At 71.3% G+C, this 18,681-nt stretch carries 18 protein-coding genes; 9 read left to right on the top strand and 9 right to left on the bottom strand.

Annotated features, from left to right (window positions below; translation table 11 throughout):
- The first annotated feature begins 376 nt into the window (after window positions 1-376).
- Window positions 377-925 carry a M23 family metallopeptidase gene (locus tag D1369_RS17775; protein WP_037900993.1) on the top strand — a complete coding sequence of 183 codons (549 nt, stop codon included), beginning with the start codon at window positions 377-379 and terminating at the stop codon, window positions 923-925.
- Window positions 926-991: 66 nt separating this feature from the next.
- On the opposite strand, the gene D1369_RS17770 is transcribed toward D1369_RS17775, so the two are convergent.
- On the bottom strand, window positions 992-1,588 hold the full coding sequence (locus D1369_RS17770) for a TetR/AcrR family transcriptional regulator (RefSeq protein WP_037900994.1): 597 nt from the start codon (window positions 1,586-1,588) through the stop codon (window positions 992-994).
- 142 nt (window positions 1,589-1,730) lie between these two features.
- On the opposite strand from D1369_RS17770, the gene D1369_RS17765 reads away from it, so the two are divergent.
- From D1369_RS17765 to D1369_RS17750, 4 genes are all read left to right on the top strand, one after another.
- The gene (locus tag D1369_RS17765; protein ID WP_037900996.1) at window positions 1,731-3,296 is read left to right on the top strand and encodes an MDR family MFS transporter; all 1,566 of its coding nucleotides are present in this window, start codon (window positions 1,731-1,733) and stop codon (window positions 3,294-3,296) included.
- 144 nt (window positions 3,297-3,440) lie between these two features.
- On the top strand, window positions 3,441-3,935 hold the full coding sequence (locus D1369_RS17760) for a helix-turn-helix transcriptional regulator (protein ID WP_037900998.1): 495 nt from the start codon (window positions 3,441-3,443) through the stop codon (window positions 3,933-3,935).
- Window positions 3,932-4,366: a VOC family protein gene (locus D1369_RS17755; protein ID WP_007383779.1), complete on the top strand. Its 435-nt coding sequence runs from the start codon at window positions 3,932-3,934 to the stop codon at window positions 4,364-4,366. The genes D1369_RS17760 and D1369_RS17755 overlap by 4 nt, the downstream gene beginning before the upstream one ends.
- Complete coding sequence (locus D1369_RS17750) at window positions 4,363-5,211, top strand: class I SAM-dependent methyltransferase (RefSeq protein ID WP_037901001.1); 849 nt, start codon at window positions 4,363-4,365, stop codon at window positions 5,209-5,211. The genes D1369_RS17755 and D1369_RS17750 overlap by 4 nt, the downstream gene beginning before the upstream one ends.
- A gap of 2 nt (window positions 5,212-5,213) precedes the next feature.
- On the opposite strand, the gene cseC is transcribed toward D1369_RS17750, so the two are convergent.
- The 5 genes from cseC to D1369_RS17725 form a co-directional block, all read right to left on the bottom strand.
- Complete coding sequence (cseC, locus tag D1369_RS17745; protein WP_007383781.1) at window positions 5,214-6,548, bottom strand: two-component system sensor histidine kinase CseC; 1,335 nt, start codon at window positions 6,546-6,548, stop codon at window positions 5,214-5,216.
- A 16-nt stretch (window positions 6,549-6,564) separates the two neighbouring features.
- On the bottom strand, window positions 6,565-7,269 hold the full coding sequence (cseB, locus tag D1369_RS17740; RefSeq protein WP_007383782.1) for a two-component system response regulator CseB: 705 nt from the start codon (window positions 7,267-7,269) through the stop codon (window positions 6,565-6,567).
- 66 nt (window positions 7,270-7,335) lie between these two features.
- Window positions 7,336-8,013, bottom strand: coding sequence for a hypothetical protein (locus D1369_RS17735; protein ID WP_007383783.1), 678 nt, complete (start codon window positions 8,011-8,013; stop codon window positions 7,336-7,338).
- Window positions 7,998-8,540 (bottom strand): SigE family RNA polymerase sigma factor, encoded by a 543-nt coding sequence (locus tag D1369_RS17730; protein WP_007383784.1) that lies wholly within the window; start codon window positions 8,538-8,540, stop codon window positions 7,998-8,000. The genes D1369_RS17735 and D1369_RS17730 overlap by 16 nt, the downstream gene beginning before the upstream one ends.
- Window positions 8,541-8,777: 237 nt before the next feature.
- Entirely contained in the window at window positions 8,778-9,740 is a 963-nt protein-coding gene (locus D1369_RS17725; RefSeq protein WP_007383785.1) for an A/G-specific adenine glycosylase, read from the bottom strand.
- A gap of 464 nt (window positions 9,741-10,204) precedes the next feature.
- On the opposite strand from D1369_RS17725, the gene D1369_RS17720 reads away from it, so the two are divergent.
- Complete coding sequence (locus D1369_RS17720) at window positions 10,205-11,074, top strand: hypothetical protein (protein WP_082319440.1); 870 nt, start codon at window positions 10,205-10,207, stop codon at window positions 11,072-11,074.
- A gap of 115 nt (window positions 11,075-11,189) precedes the next feature.
- Here D1369_RS17720 and disA read toward each other — a convergent pair whose 3' ends face one another.
- Both disA and radA read right to left on the bottom strand, forming a co-directional pair.
- The gene (gene disA / locus D1369_RS17715; protein ID WP_007383787.1) at window positions 11,190-12,314 is read right to left on the bottom strand and encodes a DNA integrity scanning diadenylate cyclase DisA; all 1,125 of its coding nucleotides are present in this window, start codon (window positions 12,312-12,314) and stop codon (window positions 11,190-11,192) included.
- 81 nt (window positions 12,315-12,395) lie between these two features.
- Window positions 12,396-13,805, bottom strand: a complete 1,410-nt coding sequence (gene radA / locus D1369_RS17710) for a DNA repair protein RadA (protein ID WP_007383788.1) — start codon at window positions 13,803-13,805, stop codon at window positions 12,396-12,398.
- A 230-nt stretch (window positions 13,806-14,035) separates the two neighbouring features.
- Here radA and D1369_RS17705 point away from each other — a divergent pair, with 230 nt between their 5' ends.
- On the top strand, window positions 14,036-15,712 hold the full coding sequence (locus D1369_RS17705) for a sigma-70 family RNA polymerase sigma factor (protein WP_118082522.1): 1,677 nt from the start codon (window positions 14,036-14,038) through the stop codon (window positions 15,710-15,712).
- Window positions 15,713-15,800: 88 nt separating this feature from the next.
- Here D1369_RS17705 and D1369_RS17700 read toward each other — a convergent pair whose 3' ends face one another.
- Window positions 15,801-16,565: a hypothetical protein gene (locus tag D1369_RS17700; protein WP_086023215.1), complete on the bottom strand. Its 765-nt coding sequence runs from the start codon at window positions 16,563-16,565 to the stop codon at window positions 15,801-15,803.
- A gap of 164 nt (window positions 16,566-16,729) precedes the next feature.
- Here D1369_RS17700 and D1369_RS17695 point away from each other — a divergent pair, with 164 nt between their 5' ends.
- Both D1369_RS17695 and D1369_RS17690 read left to right on the top strand, forming a co-directional pair.
- Window positions 16,730-17,671 carry a Ppx/GppA phosphatase family protein gene (locus D1369_RS17695; protein ID WP_007383792.1) on the top strand — a complete coding sequence of 314 codons (942 nt, stop codon included), beginning with the start codon at window positions 16,730-16,732 and terminating at the stop codon, window positions 17,669-17,671.
- A 177-nt stretch (window positions 17,672-17,848) separates the two neighbouring features.
- A complete protein-coding gene (locus D1369_RS17690) occupies window positions 17,849-18,673 on the top strand; it encodes a sugar phosphate isomerase/epimerase (protein ID WP_037901007.1) in 825 nt (274 codons plus the stop codon).
- Window positions 18,674-18,681: the final 8 nt, after the last annotated feature.

Raw genomic sequence — 18,681 nt, 5'->3', positions numbered from 1 at the left:
CGTGGGGGTCCTCTCACGTCCGTATGCCGTTGTCTGGTGCATGTTCGGTGGCGAGGGTGGCGCGAGGGGAACCGTAGGGTTACTGGGCGGTAAGTCGCCAGAGACGTGCGTCACATGACGGGACTTTCCCTGAGGGCCGCCGGTGACTTGCCGCACAGGCGATTTGTCCATTACTAGGCGGAATAGTGGGGGGATTCAAGGGGTGATTCCGGGAGGGAAATGGACTTCTCGGTCGTCCGTTCTTACCCATTACTACGTTCCGTCGTAGATGGGTTGTTTGGGCGTATTCGGCCCTCCGGGTTACCAAGGGATGCGCCAACCGGCCGCCGTCATGCGCCGGGTTGGTTCTCCTGTCCCCGGCTTCATGAGGTTCCGAATGTTCCAGCGCGTCTCCCACCGCTCTTCCCGTACGTCCCTGCTGCGCACCCGTGTGGCCGTCGTGGCCGTGTCCGTCGGCGCGTCGGCCGTACTGGGGGCCGGAGTCGCCTCCGCCGCGTCCTCCTCGGCGTCCTGGGTCGACCCGGTGAAGAAGTACACGCTCAGCGCCAGCTACGCGCAGGCCGGGGGCATGTGGCAGTCCACCCACAGCGGGCAGGACTTCGCGGTGCCGAGCGGCACGAAGGTCGTCGCCGCGCACGGCGGGACCGTCGTGAAGGCCGGCTCGGGGGGTGCCGGTGACGGTGCCGCCTACGGCAACGCCATCGTGATCAAGCACGGCAACAAGACGTACTCGCAGTACGCCCACCTCTCCCGGATCAAGGTCAAGGTCGGCCAGGTCGTCAAGACCGGTCAGCGCATAGCCCTGTCCGGCAACACCGGCAACTCCAGTGGCCCGCACCTGCACTTCGAGATCCGCACGACGGCGAACTACGGCTCGGCCATCGACCCGGTCGCGTTCCTGCGCGCCAAGGGCGTCAAGGTCTGAAAGGCCTGACCGGCGTCAAGGTCTGACCGGCGTCAAGGTCTGACCGGCGTCAAGGCCTTACCGGCGTCAGGCGTCCGCGCCGCCCCGGTGCGCGCGGGTGACCAGCTCCGTCGCGACCTCCAGGACCGCCTTGCGCTTGGCCTCCGGGTCACCGGCGATGTCCTGGAGGAAGAACATCCCGGCGTGCAGGGTGAAGATCGCGCTGACGCAGCGGACCTGGTCGGTCAGGTCCGCCTCGGGGTCGACGATGATCTCGCGCAGCCCCTGCATGCGCTCCTTGAAGGTCTCGCCGACGCGCAGTTCGCGGACCGCCGCCTGGTTCTCCTGCATGAAGCGGAACAGCGGCGTCGCGCCGGCGAGTGTCGCGCTGTAGCGCCGTACGATCTCCTGCTTGGTCTCCAGCGTGTGCGGCTGCTTCCTGCCCCACTCGATCAGGTCGAGGATCGGCTGCGTCAGGTCGTCGAAGATGCTGACGAGGATCTCTTCCTTGGTCTTGAAGTGGTAGTACAGCGCCGCCTTGGTGACATCCAGGTGCTCGGCGATCTCTCGCAGGGACGTCTTCTCGTACCCCTGCTCCGCGAAGAGTTCGAGGGCCACGTCCTGGATGCGCTGGCGCGTGTTGCCGCGCCGCTGCTGCTTCGTGACGTCCATGGTGCCGCCCATCCTCTTGCTCCTCGGCTTCCCATAAAACTTACTTGACGCCCGGCTAGTTACGCGTCTACCTTCCCCAGTGTAGACAACTAGCCGGGCGGCAAGTAAGTGCCCCGGCGGGGCAGTACCGCGGGATCTCAGGGGAGTGGGAACGATGGCGGACACACAGACGGTCGAGACGGAGCCGGACAAGAAACAGCGCAGCGTGCGGGTCGTCCTGCTCGCGCTGATGATCACCATGATGCTCGCGATGCTCGACAACATGATCGTGGGCACCGCGATGCCGACGATCGTGGGCGAGCTCGGCGGGCTCGAACACCTTTCGTGGGTCGTGACGGCCTACACGCTGGCCACCGCGGCCGCCACCCCGCTCTGGGGCAAGCTCGGCGACATGTACGGCCGCAAGGGCGTCTTCATGAGCTCGATCGTGCTCTTCCTGATCGGCTCCGCGCTCAGCGGCATGGCCCAGGACATGGGGCAGCTGATCGGCTTCCGGGCCGTGCAGGGCCTCGGCGCCGGCGGTCTGATGGTCGGCGTCATGGCGATCATCGGCGACCTGATCCCGCCGCGGGAGCGCGGCAAGTACCAGGGCATGATGGCCGGCGTCATGGCGCTCGCGATGATCGGCGGACCGCTGGTCGGCGGCACCATCACCGACAACTGGGGCTGGCGCTGGTCCTTCTACATCAACCTGCCGCTCGGTGTCGTCTCGCTCGGCCTGATCAGCGCGGTGCTGCACCTGCCGAAGAAGCGCGCACAGGCCCGCATCGACTACCTGGGCGCCGCCCTGCTGACCGTGGGCATCACCTCCATCGTGCTGGTGACCACCTGGGGCGGCACGGAGTACGCCTGGACCTCCGCGCGGATCATGGAGCTGATCGGCATCGGCGTGGCCGCGCTCGTCGGGTTCGTGTTCTGGCAGACCAAGGCGACCGAGCCGGTGGTCCCGCTGCACATCTTCCGCAGCCGCAACTTCACGCTGATGTCGATCATCGGCTTCATCACCGGCTTCGTGATGTTCGGCGCCACCCTCTTCCTGCCGCTGTACCAGCAGTCCGTGCAGGGCGCCTCCGCGACCAACTCCGGGCTGCTGCTCCTGCCGATGCTCGGCGCGATGCTGGTGACCTCGATGGTCGCGGGCCGGATCACCACCAACAGCGGGCGGTACTACGTCTTCCCGGTCCTCGGCAGCGCCCTGATGATCGTCGGGCTGTACCTGCTGTCGACGATGGACACCGGGACCTCGCGGCTCACCTCCGGTGTCTTCATGGCCGTGGTCGGTCTCGGCATGGGCTGCCTGATGCAGATCACCATGCTGGTCGCGCAGAACAGCGTCGAGATGAAGGACATGGGCGTCGCGTCCTCCTCCACCACCCTGTTCCGTACGCTCGGCTCCTCCTTCGGTGTCGCCATCATGGGCGCGTTGTTCAACCACCGGGTCCAGGACGTCATGGCCGAGCGGGGCGGGGCTCTGGGCTCCAAGGTGACCGAGCAGTCGGCGCAGCTGGACGCGAAGAGCCTGGAGAAGCTGCCCGACGCGGTGCGCGAGGCGTACCAGGTCGCGGTGTCGGCGGGCACGCACTCGGCGTTCCTGCTCGGCTCGATCGTCGCCGTGGTCGCGCTGGTGGCGGCGGTGTTCGTCAAGGAGGTGCCGCTCAAGGGCGCGGGGCCCCAGAAGTCTGCGGACGACGCGGCGCCGGCTCCGCTCGTCGAGGTCTGATCAGAACCGGGTCCCGACCCGAACCGAAGGCCCCCCGGACCGGTGTCCGCCCCCGGGGGGCCTTCTTCGTGCGCGCACGAGGGCGGTCGCGAGGGCGGTGTCGAGGGCGGTGTCGATGTCAGTGCCGCATGTCACCATCGGCCCATGGACAAAGTGCGGCAGATCAGGCTGGCCAAGGACGCCATGGACCGGGACTGGGCCGACCCGGGGCTGGACCTCGGCGCCGTCGCCGCGCATGCCGGGTACTCGCGGTACCACTTCCTCCGCGCCTTCAAGGAGGCGTACGGCGAGACCCCCGGGCAGTACCTCACGCACCGGCGGATCGAGCGGGCCGAGGAAATGCTGCGGGCAGCCGATCTGAGCGTCACCGAGATCTGCCACCTGGTCGGCTTCAGCAGCCTCGGCACCTTCTCCGCCCGCTTCAAGGCGCGGACCGGACTCACCCCGAGCGAGTACCGCAGCAAGAACGTGGGTCGCGGTGCCGCCCTGATCCCCGGTTGCTACGCCATGCTCTGGGCCGGCGGCTTCCCCACCGCGAGAACCGCCGAAGGGACCGCAACTTCGAAGAAGCGTCCCGGCCCCGCCGCTGCCTACGGTGACAAGCAGGAACCCCGGGACGACAGGAGAGCGGAACCATGATCCAGGGACTGGGCATCGCCACCGTATGGACCTTCGACCAGCAACGCACCAAGGCCTTCTTCACCGAGAAGCTGGACTTCGAGGTGCGCAGCGAGGTCGCGATGGGCGAGATGACATGGGTCACCGTCGGCGCCAAGGAGCAGGAGGGCGTCGAGCTGGCGCTGATGAGTCTCGACGGCCCGGGACTGGACCCCGAGTCCGCCGAGGCACTGAGGAAGCTCGTCGGCAAGGGCGTGATGGGCGCGGGAGCGTTCCGGACCGACGACTGCCGCGGTGACTACGAGACCTTCCGGGCGCGCGGGGTGGAGTTCATCCAGGAGCCGCAGGAGCGGCCGTACGGCATCGAGGCGATCTTCCGCGACGACAGCGGCAACTGGTACTCGCTGACCCAGCGCAGCGACGAGCTGGACTTCTCCAAGGACTGGGCGTGACGGAAGACGTGGCCGAGGCCGACCACACGGCCGTACGGGTCGCCCTCTGGCGGGCCCTGCATGTGCGCGCCGATCCGCCGCCGCACGTCCTGGAGGACGAGATCGGGCTCCGGCTCGCCGGTCCGGACGACGGGTGGCGCGAGCGGCCCGACATGGACGTGGACGCCACGCGCCGCACCCGGGCGTCGATCGTGGCCCGGACTCGGTACGTGGAGGACCTCGTCCTGGAGCGGGGCGTGGACCAGTACGTCGTCCTCGGCGCCGGTCTCGACACGTTCGCCCAGCGCAGAGGACCGGAGATCGCCGCCGAGCGCGGGCTGCGGGTCTTCGAGGTCGACCAGCCGGGACCGCAGGCCTGGAAGCGACAGCGGCTGGAGGAACTCGGCTTCGGTGTCCCCGAGTGGCTGCGGCTCGTGCCGGTCGACTTCGAGGGGGACTGGTGGGGTCGGCTGACCGAGGCCGGGTTCGACCCTGGCCGCCCCGCGGTGGTGGCCTCCACGGGCGTCACCATGTACCTCACCCGGGAGGCGAACGCCGCCACGTTCCGCCTGGTAGCCGGGCTCGCCCCGGGATCCGTTCTTGTGACGACCTTCCTACGGCCACCGGCGGACGTCGAACCGGAGCAGCGCCCGCAGCTGGAGATGGCGGTGGCGGGGGCTCGGGCGGCGGGCACACCGTTCCTGAGCTTCTTCCGGCCCGCCGAGATCCTGACCCTGGCCCGCGCGTCCGGCTTCCGCGAGGCCCGGCACGTGCCGGTGGAGGAGCTGGACCGGCGCTACTTCGAGGGCAGGACGGACGGCGTACGACCGTCCAGGGGAGAGGAGCTGCTGGTGGCGGGCACCTGAGATCACGGCAGCAGGGGGTAGCTCCCCGTCGCCGTAGGCGCATGCTCCGGCAGCCACAGCACCGCCACCGCGCCCTCCGCGTGCACCCCGTCGGGAGCCCCCGCCGGCCGTACGTTGCGGAAGGTCAGCCGCGCCCCCAGCACCCGCGCCTGACCGGCCGCGATGGTCAGACCGAGCCCGTGGCCGTGCCCCGCGCGGTCCGCACTGCCCGTGCGGAAGCGGCTCGGGCCGTCCGCGAGGAGGTCCTCGGGGAAGCCGGGGCCGTGGTCGCGGACCCGGATGACGCGGCCCTCGACGGTGACCTGGACGGGCGGCTTGCCGTGCCGGGCGGCGTTGGCGAGGAGGTTGAACAGCACGCGTTCCAGTCGGCGCGGATCGGTCGTGACCTCCGACTCGTGCACCACGCGGACCTCGATCTCCGGGTCCTTGGCCGCCACCCGGCGGGTGACGAACTCGCCGAGCAGGATGTCCTGGAGCTCGGCCCGCTCGTTGGCCCCGTCGAGCCGGGCCACCTCCAGGACGTCCTCGACGAGGGTGCGCATGGCCTTCGCGCGGTCCAGGACCAGTTCCGTGGGCCGGCCGGGAGGCAGCAGTTCCGCCGCCGTCAGCAGGCCCGTCACCGGTGTCCGCAGCTCGTGCGCGATGTCCGCGGTGACCCGCCGCTCCGCCTCCAGCCGCTGCTGGAGCGCGTCCGCCATGGCGTCCACGGCGCTCGCGAGGTCGTCGGTCTCGTCCCGTACGACCCCGCCGATCGCGTCCCGCACCCGGACGTCCGTCTCGCCCTTGGCCATCTGGTTCGCCGCGGTCGCCGCCTTGCGCAGCCGCCGCGACAACTGGCCCCCGATGAGCACGCCGAGCGCGCTGCCGCCGAGCACCACCGCGATGGAGCCGATCACCAGCGCCTGGTCGAGGTCGTTGAGGATGTCGGTGCTGCGGTCGGTGAACCCGGTGTGCAGGGACAGCACATGCCCGCCCTTGACCGGGACCGCGGCCCAGATGTCCGGGCCCCGGTCGGGCCGGTCGGAGACGTACGTCGCCCGGCGGCCCTCCTCGACCTTCTCGCGCAGCGGGGGCGGCAGATGAGGGTCGTCGACCGCGATGCTGGGGAAGTTCGGCTTGCCCGTCAGTTCGTAGTTGCGCTGGGCGATCCGGATCCGCTCGTCCGCGAGATCACGCGCGTTGTCCAGCATCGAGACGCGGGCCGCGTTGTGCACGACCAGGCTCAGCGCGACGGCCACGAGCGCGCCGACCAGCGCGATGGCCGCACTGAGCTTCCATCTCAGCCCCGTCCGCACCACCACGCGCTCCGTCACCGGCCCCCGCAGGATCCCCCGCATGCTCCAGGTCCCCCGCTCAGGCCTTCAACTTGTAGCCGAACCCACGGACCGTCTCGATCCGGTCCTGGCCGATCTTGGTGCGCAGCCGCTGCACATGGACGTCGACGACCCGGGTGTCACCGCCCCAGCCGTAGTCCCACACCCGCTCGAGCAGCTTGTCCCGGGACAGGACCGTGCCCGGCGCGGACGAGAACTCCAGCAGCAGCCGCATCTCGGTCGGAGTGAGCGCCACCGGCTGCCCGGCCCTGCGCACCTCCATGCCCTCGGTGTCGATCTCCAGCTCGCCGAAGGTCAGCACACCCCCGGCGGCCGCGTCCGCGCTCACCTCGCCCCGGTCGGTGCCGCCCGCGTGCCCGAAGCGGCGCAGCACCGCACGGATCCGGGCGACCAGGACGGCCCCGTCGAACGGCTTGGTCACGTAGTCGTCGGCGCCGGCCTCCAGGCCGAGCACCACGTCGATCGAGTCGGCGCGCGCCGACAGCATGATCACCGGCACGGTGGACTCGTCGCGGATACGGCGGCACAGGCTGACCCCGTCCAGGCCCGGGACCATGACGTCCAGCAGGGCGATGTCGGGACGGTCCGCCCGGAACGCCTCCAGGCCCGACAGACCGTCGGGCATGGCGGTGACCGCGAAGCCGTCCCGCTCCAGGGCGAGTTGGGTGGCCTCGCGGATGACGTCGTCGTCCTCCACGAACAGCACGTGGGTCTGGTCTGCCATCCGGGTGCTCTCACTCTTCGGGGTCGTTGCGGTCACTGGGGGATCGTTCCGGGCGGCCCGATCGGTTCAGCTGTCGGTCGTCGGCGTCGGATCGGTGCCGACGACGTCGCTGTAGTCGCTGTGCGTCCGGTACACCGCGGCGAACCGCCCCGAGACCCAGCGGTACGTGATCACGTTCTCGCCGGACGGGTCCGCCACCGGGTCGCCCTTCTCGTACACCTGCTTGGTCACCACCAGGTCGCCGCGGTCGATCTCGGCGTAGACCGGAGGTTCCTCGGTCTGGAAGACATTCTGGTACGAACCGTCTTCCTCGCGGTACACGTACGAGCCGACGCCCACCAGATCCGCACAGGTCACGACGTTGACGACGACGTCGTCGGCCGAGCCGCCGGTCAGGTCGCCGTAGAACAGGTCGACCGGGTACTGGTCGGTGCCGCAGGGCTCCAGATCACGCTTGACCGCCTCGGAGACCTTGGGGTCCGACCTGAGGAGAGCGACCGCGCCCTTGCGGTCCAGGCGCGGGGAGGCCACGGCGGACGGCAGGGCCGAGGGCGAGGCGCCGGCCTCCGCGGCCGCGTGCGCCGGACCCTCGTCACGGGTGCCGGTGCCGCCGGTGGCGCAGGCGGAGACGAAAAGGGCGAGGGCGGCCAGCACGACCACCGCCGTGCTCGCCGCCTGGAAGATCCCCCGGACCGGAGCGAGGTCCGGCCGGGTGGGCCCGGGTTCGGTCAGGCCGCCGCGCAACGCTCCCGCTCCTCACGCTCCAGCGCGCGTGCGTCCAGGTCGCGGGTCTCCAGCTCCTCCCGGAGCCGGGCGAGCGCCCGGTGCAGCGTGCTCTTGACCGTACCGGCCGACATGCCGAGGGCGGCGGCCGTCTCCTCCGTGGACATCTGCTCCCAGTGTCGCAGCACCACGACGCTGCGCTGCTTGGGGGCGAGCACCTTCATGACGTCCATCAGCAGGGCGCGGTCCGCGTGCTGCTCGGTGGCGTCGTCCACCGAGGCGTCCGGGAGCTGCTCGGTCGGGACCTCCTCCAGCTTCCGCGCCCGCCACCACTCCGTGCGGGTGTTGATCATCACCCGGCGCAGATAGGCGTCCGCGAGCCGCTTGTCCTCGATGGTCTCCCAGCGGCCGTACGTCCGTACGAGCGCCGTCTGGAGCAGGTCCTGCGCGTCGACCGGGTCCGGGACCAGCCGGCGTGCGCTGCGCAGCAGCGCGTCCTGCCGGGTGCGGACGTACTCCTCGAACTCGAGCACCTCTCCCTGCGCCATGTCGACCGCCTCCTGATCCCCGTTTCCGGCAGTACCTGCCGGTTCTCATCCCGTGTGCTGCCGCCTGGTGTGCGGCATGGCAATGAAGCTACGGAGCTGTTGTCACGGGGCTGTGCGAAGCAGCGCGCGGCTGGCAATCGGCTGTCCGTCGGTTGTGTAACGGAAGCCGAAAACGGGTAAACCGACGCGGCCATTCGCGCCGGTTCAGGGAGATTTGCCCGTTTGCTATATCGCGGGCTACGTCAACGGCAGCCGATACAAACCACCCGGGAGGGGCTCGACGAGTCCGTCCGCGACCAGACCGTCCAGCGCCCGCGCCCGCTGCACCGGCTCCTGCCACACCCGGTCGAGCACCGTCTGCGGGACGGGTGTGTGGGCCTCCCGCAGCACGGCGAGCAGCTTGCCGCGCACCTGGCGGTCGGTACCGGCGTACGTCTGCCCGCGCCGCGGCGGCCCGTCGTGCTCGGGCTTGCCCGCGAGCCGCCAGGCGCACTGGGCGGCGATCGGACAGCGCTGACAGGACTCGTTCTTGGCCGTGCAGATGAGAGCCCCGAGCTCCATGGAGGCGGCGGCCCAGCGCGCGGCGGTGCTCTCGTCCTGCGGCAGCAGCGCGCGGGCGAGCTTGCGCTCGGCGGCGGTGGTGGCGTTCGGCGGGTACCGCACACCGGTCACCGCTCGCGCGAACACCCGCCGCACATTGGTGTCCAGCACGGCATGCCGCTGCCCGTACGCGAAGGAGGCGACGGCGGCCGCCGTGTACTCGCCGATCCCGGGCAGCGCGAGCAGCTGGGCGTGGTCGGTGGGTACGTCACCGCCGTGCCGTTCCGTTATGGCGACCGCGGCGCCGTGCAGCCGCAGCGCCCGGCGCGGATAACCGAGCCGGCCCCAGGCGCGCACCGCTTCGCCGGGCGCCTCCGCGGCCAGATCGGCGGGCCGCGGCCACCGCGCGAGCCACTGCTCGTAGACCGGCAGGACCCGGCTCACGGGCGTCTGCTGGAGCATGAACTCACTGACCATCACCCCCCACGGGCCGGCGTCGGGCCGCCGCCACGGCAGATCCCGGGCGTGCTCGTCGAACCAGTCGATGACAGGGGAGTGCAGGTCCGCTCCGCCGGGGGCGTCGGTGATGTCGTCGGCGGGGCTGCCGTCAGCGCGGCTGCCGTGCGGGGGCTGGGGCTGGGGCTTCGTGGGCGCAGTCATGGCCTTCCGATCCTGCCATGGCCGGGGGCCGGTGCGGGCGGACCGCCACCCCCGGGGGGACACCGGACCTCCGACGGTCGACGGCGGTAGGGACCGCCACGCCGAGCAACTGATGGCGTGAGCGACGGAGTCGGGCGGCAGTCGTGGCCAGAGGTGCAAGGGACGCGATCGCGAACCCGTGAGTGGGAGAGGCGAACAGCGCGCCGAGGCGCAGGAGTCCGGCTCCCGTCCATGTCGCGCCCCTCGGTCGTACCCACGTGGGGGTGTCGTCCGTGAGAACGGTGATGTCCCGGTGGATCCCGGCGGACTCGAAGTCCGTGGTCACGGACCGTAGGCGGCGGGCCGATACGGTCACGCCCCGCGATCGTCACGTGTCAGTTTCCGGAATGATGATCCTGAAAAGTTGTGTCGCCGGGCGGCGGGTGAGGACAGCGAACTCGCCGATCTCTCGTACAGTTTGCGCCGTGGGATCTCTGCGCAATCCGGTCGGGCCGCTTCCCTCCTCCATCTACTGGCGACGGAGGGCTGTCATGCTGTCCGTCCTCGCCGTGCTGGCGCTGCTGATCGCGTGGATCGTCAGCTCCGGCGGCGGAGGCGGCAACAACGGCGCGGACGGGCCCAACGACAAGAATCCCTCCCCCTCGACGATCACCCCCGGACCGTCCGGTTCCGGGCCGGCGATCAGTCAAGCCCCGGGCGGCCGCGACGAGTCGACGACCGGTGGGGACACCGGCGGGGGCGCGGGATCGGGCTCCGGTTCCAGCGCAGGTGCAGGTGCAGGTGCCGGCACCGGGGGCGGCTCGGGTGCCGGTGGTGACACCGGTACGGGTGGTTCAGCCGGGGTCGGCGGGGTCGGCGGGGCCGGCACCGGGGGCGGCGGTACGGGCATCGGGGTCGGCCAGGGCGACACCCTTCCGGCCGGTTCCCCGCTGCCCAACTGCACCGCCGGTGCGGTGAGGTTGAGCGTGCGCAGTCTGCACAACGCCTACGACCCCGGCCAGACGCCCACGCTGCTGCTGACCGCGACGAACTCCTCCGGCACTGACTGCAAGGTCGATCTCGGGCCCAAGAACGCGGTGTTGACGATCACTCAGGCCGACTCGGACGACGCGTACTGGTCGTCCGCCGACTGCCCCAGGACCGCGGGGAACCTGGTCTACCGGGCTCCGGCCGGGAGCAGCATCACGTACACCGTGAAGTGGGACCGCAAGCCGAGCGCTCCGCAGTGCGCGACGCCTCCCGCGGGGTCCGCGGGTTCCGGGACCTACCTGGTGGAGGTCAAGGCGCCCGGGTACGCGACCGCGCAGACTTCGTTCGTGCTGGAGAACGACTGAGGGGGGCCGCGGACGGCTGTTCGTCGTCCGCGGCCTTGTGTGTGTGTGGGGGGGGGCTGGTCGCGGCCACGCGGCGGAGCCGCAGACGGACACAGCCCCGCGTCCCTGAAAGCTCCTACACGTACCGTTCCAGGATCGAGCTCTCCGCCAGGCGGGACAGGCCCTCTCTGACGCTCCTCGCCCTTGCCTCGCCCACTCCGTCCACCGTCTGGAGGTCGTCGACGCTGGCTGCCAGCAGCTTCTGGAGACCGCCGAAGTGTTCCACCAGGCGGTCGATGATCGCGCCGGGCAGACGGGGGACCTTGGCCAGGAGGCGGAAGCCCCGCGGAGAGACACCCGAGTCGATCGCCTCGGGGGAGCCGGTGTAGCCCAGGGCGCGGGCCACGGTGGGCAGTTCGAGAAGCTCGGCGTGGGTCAGCGCGTCCAGTTCGTACAGCGCCTCCTCGACCGTGCGGGAGCGCTTCGCCGTGGGCTCGGGGACGTAGTCCCGGACCACCAGTTCGCGTTCCGGCTCCACGCCCGCGATCAACTCGTCGAGCTGGAGGGCCAGAAGGCGACCGTCCGTGCCGAGCTCGACCACGTACTCGGCGATCTCGGTCGCGATACGGCGGACCATCTCCAGGCGCTGGGCCACGGCCGAGACGTCCCGGACCGTCACGAGGTCCTCGATCTCCAGCGCGGAGAGCGTGCCCGCGACCTCGTCCAGGCGCAGCTTGTAGCGCTCCAGGGTCGCAAGAGCCTGGTTCGCGCGGGACAGGATCGCCGCCGAGTCCTCCAGGACGCGGCGCTGCCCGTCGACGTACAGCGCGATGAGGCGCATCGACTGGGAGACCGAGACGACCGGGAAGCCGACCTGCTTGCTCACCCGGTCCGCGGTGCGGTGCCGGGTGCCCGTCTCCTCCGTCGGGATCGTCGCGTCGGGCACGAACTGCACGCCCGCCCGCAGGATCTTCGACAGGTCGGACGAGAGCACGATGCCGCCGTCCAGCTTGCACAGCTCACGCAGGCGCGTGGCCGCGAACTCGACGTCCAGGACGAAACCGCCCGTGCACATCGTCTCCACGGTCTTGTCGAAGCCGAGCACGATCAGTCCGCCGGTGTTGCCGCGCAGCACCCGCTCGAGGCCGTCGCGCAGGGGGGTGCCGGGGGCCACGGCGCTCAGGGAGGCGCGCATCAGGCCATCGGAACCGGCACTCCCACCGGACTTTCCGGGAGCTGCTGCCCGGTCGTTGGCTGCCACTGCTCTCCTCCGGTCGCGGGGTCTTGGGCGCTCCCGTGTCGCACATTCGGTTCGTACGGACGGGCGAGACCAGGGCAAAGTCTACCGGCGGTCCTCCGCGTCCCGTGGGGCCTCTCGCCGACGCGAGCGCGGAAGGACCCTCAGGGCGTCCCCTATGTCCGCGACTTCCATCACCTTCATGCCGGCCGGGATCTTGCCGGGATCGCCCGGTACGAGCGCGTGGGTGAAGCCCAGACGGTGTGCCTCGGAGAGCCTGCGCTGGACGCCCGTGACCCGTCTGACCTCGCCCGCGAGGCCCACTTCGCCGATCGCGACGAGGTTCTTGGGCAGCGGGGTGTCGCTGGCCGCAGACGCCAGGGCGAGGGCGATCGCCAGGTCCGCGGCAGGTTCCGAAAGCTTTACCCCGCCGACCGTCGCGGAGTAGATGTCCCGCTTGCCGAGCGCGCTGATCCGACCCCGCTGCTCCAGGACGGCGAGCATCATCGAGACACGGGAGGTCTCCAGACCCGAGGTGGTGCGCCGGGGCGAGGGGATCTGCGAGTCGACGGTGAGCGCCTGGACCTCGGCCACCAGCGGCCGGCGGCCCTCCAGGGTGACGGTGAGACAGGTGCCGGGGACCGGTTCGTCACGACGTGTCAGGAAAAGTCCACTTGGGTCGGCGAGGCCCGTGATGCCCTCGTCGTGCAGCTCGAAGCAGCCGACCTCGTCGGTTGCGCCGTAGCGGTTCTTGACGCCCCGTACGAGCCTGAGGCGCGCGTGCCGGTCGCCCTCGAAGCTCAGGACCACGTCCACGAGGTGCTCCAGCAGACGCGGTCCGGCGATCGCGCCGTCCTTGGTGACATGGCCCACCAGGAGGGTGGACATCCCGCGCTCCTTGGAGACCCGGATCAGCGCCCCGGCCACCTCGCGCACCTGGGCCATGCCGCCGGGGGCGCCGTCGATCTCGGGGGAGGCGACCGTCTGCACCGAGTCGAGGATCAGCAGCGACGGCTTCACCGCGTCCAGATGTCCGAGGACGGCGGACAGGTCGGTCTCGGCGGCGAGATACAGCTGGTCGTCGATCGCGCGGATGCGGTCGGCGCGCATCCGGACCTGGCTCGCGGACTCCTCGCCGGTCACATAGAGCGTGCGGTGCTCGTCGCTCGCCGACTTGGCCGCCACGTCCAGCAGCAGCGTGGACTTGCCGACGCCGGGCTCGCCCGCGAGGAGCACCACCGCGCCGGGCACGAGACCACCGCCGAGCACCCGGTCCAGCTCGGGCACGCCGGTGGAGCGGGCGGTGGCCTGGCGGCCGTCGACCTGGCCGATGGGCACGGCGGAGGTGGTGACGCGGCCGGGGGTGGTCGTACGCACCGCGGGCGCGCCGTACTCCTCGATCGTCCCCCATGCCTGGCACTCGGGGCAGCGGCCGAGCCACTTGGCCGTCTGCCAGCCGCACTCGGTGCAGCGGTAGGACGGACGCTCCTTGGCGGACTTCGTACGGGCAGCCATGCACGAACCGTAACCGCCGCCACTGACAACACGACCGCCGCCCGCGGGACGGCCTGCGCTCCGGTCATCGGGCCGTCCCGTGCGCCGGCACGTGAATCGGCCATGTCCTGATGGGAACGAGCCACGGAATCGGGGGTTCCTGTCCCCTATTGAGGGATCGTTTCACCCGTACGGAGTAAAAGTGCTCAAGGCGCAGGAAGAGGCCATCTTTCGCCCCCTACGGTCCACGGATGATGAGCAGCAGTCCGGAGACCTCGACCCGCACCACCGGCGCGCACCGGGCGCAACGGCAGGAGCGCGACCGCGCTGCGGCGCGCACGCTGGCGCAGCGTCCGCCCGCGCGCTACGAGCCGTACCTCGACGGCCTGTTCACCTACTGCATGTCCGTGCTCTGCGACCACGACGCGGCGACCGCCGCCCTCGGCGACGTCCTCGCGCTCGCCGAGAGGCGCGGCGGCCCGGACGCGGCCGGCGACCGACGGGCCTGGCTGTACGCGCTGGCCCGCTGGGCCTGTCTGCGCAAGCTGGCCGAGGCCAAGCAGAAACGTCAGGCCACGCACGCGGCAGGGCGTCACGGGGCTTCTCACGCGCCCGCTGGGCCCCCGGTCGCGGAGGACGTCCTGGAGGCGCGGCGCCGCGAACTCTCGCTGCTGGCCTGGCCGGAGGCGGCCGGTACGACCCCCGAGCAGCGCGAGGCGCTCGAACTCGCCGTGCGCCACCATCTCGCCGCCCACGAGGTCGCGGCCGTCCTCGGCATGGACCTCGCCGGCGCCCGCGAACTGCTCGCCTCCGCCGCCTGCGAGGTGGAGCGCACGCGCGCCGCCCTCGCCGTCGTCGAGATCGGTGACTGCCCGAGCGTGGCGCGGCTCACCGGCGACAACCAGTTCGTGCTCAGCTCCGCCCTGCGCCGCGAACTCGTGCGCCATGTCGACGACTGCCCGCGCTGTCGCCGCAGCGCCGAGCGCGCGATCCCCGGCCGCTGGCCCGGCGCCATGATCACGCCCGCCGAGCTGCCCGTGCTCGAAGCGCCGCGCGCGGCCCTGTGCACGGCGCCGACGCATTCGCCACGCGCGCGTGGCGCCGCCGTGCCCCGCTTCGACCGGCGCGGCTTCCCGATGGACCCCAAGGACCGGGCCGCGCGCCGCGACCGGCTGCGCGCGCGTGCCGTCACCACGACCGTCGTCGCCACCGTCGTCGCCGCCCCCGTGCTCGCCCTGTGGGCCGCCTACCGGGGCGGTCCCGGCGAGGGGGCCGACGGCCACTCCGCCAGCGCGAGCGAGGCGCACGGCCCCGACAGCCTGGACGGCGTGGCGGCGAGCGGCGGCTACCAGAACGCGGGCAACGCGAGCACGAGACCCGGCATCCGTTTCGCCAAGGACGGCCGTCCCGACGTCTCTGTGGAGGTCGTCAGCGTGGCGGGCGCCGGCAAGAAGGGCGCCGGACACCTGGAGGTGGGCGCAGGCAATGACGGCGACACCACGCTGATCACCCTCACCGCGACCGGCGACGCCCCGGTCCGCTGGTCGGCCACCACGGGTGCCTCCTGGCTCTACCTGAGCCAGTCCTCGGGAGTCCTGAAGCCCGGCGAGTCGTTGACGATCAAGGTGTACGTCGACCACCTGCGCGAGCCGTCAGGGCCCTGGAGCGCGCGCGTGGCGGTCTCACCGGCCGGCGCCGTGGTCACCATCCAGGGCTACGGCACGGCGCCCGCACCGTCCGCCCCCGGCGAGCCGACGACGCCCCCGTCCAGCCCCAGCCCCACGGCCTCGGCCCCCTCGGACCCCCCTCCGAGCGACCCGCCGTCCTCGTCCCCCTCACCGACCCCGCCGGACCCCACCTCGTCCGATCCGGCAAGCCCGACGCCCTCGCCCACGGACAGCGGCGACCCGAGCCCGTCCACGTCCTAGTGGATGCGGCCCAGTGGAGGCGGCCCAGCGGATGCGGCAGAACCGTGGCCCGGGGGTCGGGGTGCGTGGTGTCGGGGGTGCCCGGTGCTCAGGCGGTCGGGTCCGCCGGATGCGGTGCCAGCAGGGGCAGTTGGGAGGCCAGGCGCTGCTCGCAGAGTTCGACCAGGCGGTCGTAGCCCGCCTTGCCCATCAGTTCGATCAGCTCGGGGCGGTAGGAGACGTACACCGGGTCGCCGGCGCCGTGTGCCGAGGTCGCCGACGTGCACCACCAATGCAGGTCGTGGCCGCCCGGGCCCCAGCCGCGCCGGTCGTACTCGCCGATCGACACCTGGAGCACGCGGGTGTCGTCGGGCCGGTCGATCCAGTCGTAGGTCCGGCGCACCGGCAGCTGCCAGCAGACGTCCGGCTTGGTCTCCAGCGGCTCGCGGCCCTCGCGCAGCGCCAGGATGTGCAGCGAGCAGCCCTGGCCGCCCGCGAAGCCGGGCCGGTTCTGGAAGATGCAGGAGCCCTGGAAGGGCCGGGTCTGCCGGTCGCCGTCCTCGTCCTCCGAGATCCAGCCGTTCGCCGTGCCCTCGGCGTGGTGCTGCCAGACGTCCGGAGTGAGTCGCGCCACATGCTCGGCGACCCGCTGCTCGTCGTCCTCGTCGGAGAAGTGGGCACCCAGCGTGCAGCACCCGTCGTCCGCCCGGCCCGCCTGGATGCCCTGGCAGCCGCTGCCGAAGATGCAGTTCCACCGAGAGGTGAGCCATGTCAGATCGCAGCGGAACACCTGCTCGTCGTCCGCCGGATCCGGGAACTCCACCCACGCGCGCGCGAAGTCGAGCCCCTTCTCGTCGGCCTTCAGAGCCTTCATGGCCTTCCGCGACTGCTTCGGTGGCTTCACCCGCGAAGGACCGTCGGCAGATACGGCCGTTTTGTCGTCCTTCACCTTTTTCGTCTTTGGCACGCGTCCAGGGTAAGTCGCCCGAGGCCCCTCCGGAGCCAGTGGAACGTCCGGCTGGCAGTAGCGTTCCCTACATGAGACTCGGTGTCCTCGACGTGGGATCGAACACGGTGCATCTGCTGGTGGTGGACGCGCACCCCGGCGCCCGCCCGCTGCCCGCGCATTCGCACAAGGCGGAACTGCGCCTGGCCCAACTCCTCGACGACGCCGGGGCGATAGGCCCCGAAGGTGTCGAGAAACTGGTCTCGGTCGTCAAGGACGCACTCCAGGCCGCCGAGGACAAGGGCGTCGAGGACCTGCTCCCGTTCGCCACCTCCGCCGTCCGCGAGGCCAGCAACGCCGACGACGTCCTCGCGCGCGTGCACGCCGAGACCGGCGTCGAGCTCCAGGTGCTCACCGGCGCCGAGGAGGCCCGTCTCACCTTCCTCGCGGCCCGCCGCTGGTTCGGCTGGTCGGCGGGCAAGCTCCTGGTGCTCGACATCGGCGGCGGCTCCCTGGAGATCGCCTACGGCATCGACGAGGAGCCGGACACCGCGGTGTCCCTGCCCCTGGGCGCGGGCCGTCTCACGGCGGGCTGGCTCCCCGGGGACCCCCCGACCCCGGATGCCGTCCGGGCCCTACGCCGGCACGTGCGCGCCCAGATCGCCCGCACGGTCGGTGAGTTCGCCCGCTTCGGCGCTCCCGACCACGTGGTCGCCACCTCCAAGACCTTCAAGCAGCTGGCCCGCCTGGCCGGTGCGGCCCGCTCCGCCGAGGGCCTCTACGTCCAGCGCGAACTGAAGCGCGAGTCCCTGGAGGCCTGGGTCCCGAAGCTGGCCGGCATGACGACGGCCCAGCGAGCCGAACTCCCGGGCGTCTCCGAGGGCCGCGCGAACCAGCTCCTGGCGGGCGCCCTGGTGGCCGAGGGGGCGCTGGACCTGTTCGGCGTGGAAACGGTCGACATCTGCCCATGGGCGCTGCGGGAGGGTGTGATCCTGCGCAGACTCGACCACATGGGGTCGGCGCAGGGCCTCTAGGGGCGCGGGGCCGTATCGATCCGGACTCAGCCGCGGCCCGCGACTCAGCCGCGGCCCGCGACGAGGCGCGACGCACCCGCACCCGCACCCGCGCACCCGCACTCGACCAGTGGCAATCACCACAACGGCCAACAGGGGCCCCACATCCACCCGAGCGAACCCTTTAGGCTGACCTCCGTGGCAGAACCAGTCGTACGGATCCCGGATGCGAAGGTCGCCCTCTCGACGGCCTCCGTCTACCCGGAGTCGACGGCGACGGCCTTCGAGATCGCCGCGCGCCTCGGATACGACGGCGTCGAGGTCATGGTGTGGACCGACCCGGTCAGCCAGGACATCGAGGCCCTGCGCCGCCTCTCCGACTACCACGGCATCCCCGTACTCGCCGTGCACGCCCCCTGCCTGCTCATCACGCAGCGCGTGTGGTCCACGGACCCCTGGGTCAAGCTCCAGCGCGCCCGGGCGGCCGCCGAGAAACTGGGCGCGAGCACCGTCGTCGTCCACCCGCCCTTTCGCTGGCAGCGCCAGTACGCCCGGGACTTCGTCAGCGGGATCTGGCGGATGGCGGACGAGACGGACGTACGGTTCGCCGTCGAGAACATGTACCCCTGGCGCTACCGCGACCGCGAGATGCTCGCCTACGCCCCCGACTGGGACGTCACCAAGGACGACTACCGGCACTTCACGATCGACCTCAGCCACGCGGCGACGTCCCGGACCGACGCGATGCAGATGGTCGACCGGATGGGTGACCGCCTCGGCCACGTCCACCTCGCCGACGGCAAGGGTTCCGCGAAGGACGAGCACCTCGTGCCCGGCCGCGGCAGCCAGCCCTGTGCCGAGCTCCTGGAGCGCCTCGCGCTGAGCGGCTTCGACGGCCATGTCGTCATCGAGGTCAACACCCGCCGCGCGATGTCCGGCGCCGAACGCGAGGCCGACCTCGCCGAGGCCCTGGCCTTCACCCGCCTCCATCTGGCCTCGCCGGTGCGGGTGCCCCGGCGGTGAGCAACAGC

Origin of the sequence: Streptomyces sp. CC0208 (assembly GCF_003443735.1) — a bacterium.
GTDB lineage: Bacteria > Actinomycetota > Actinomycetes > Streptomycetales > Streptomycetaceae > Streptomyces > Streptomyces sviceus.
The sequence above is the reverse complement of the archived record's forward strand: the minus strand, read 5'-3'. Positions and strand labels throughout refer to the sequence as shown.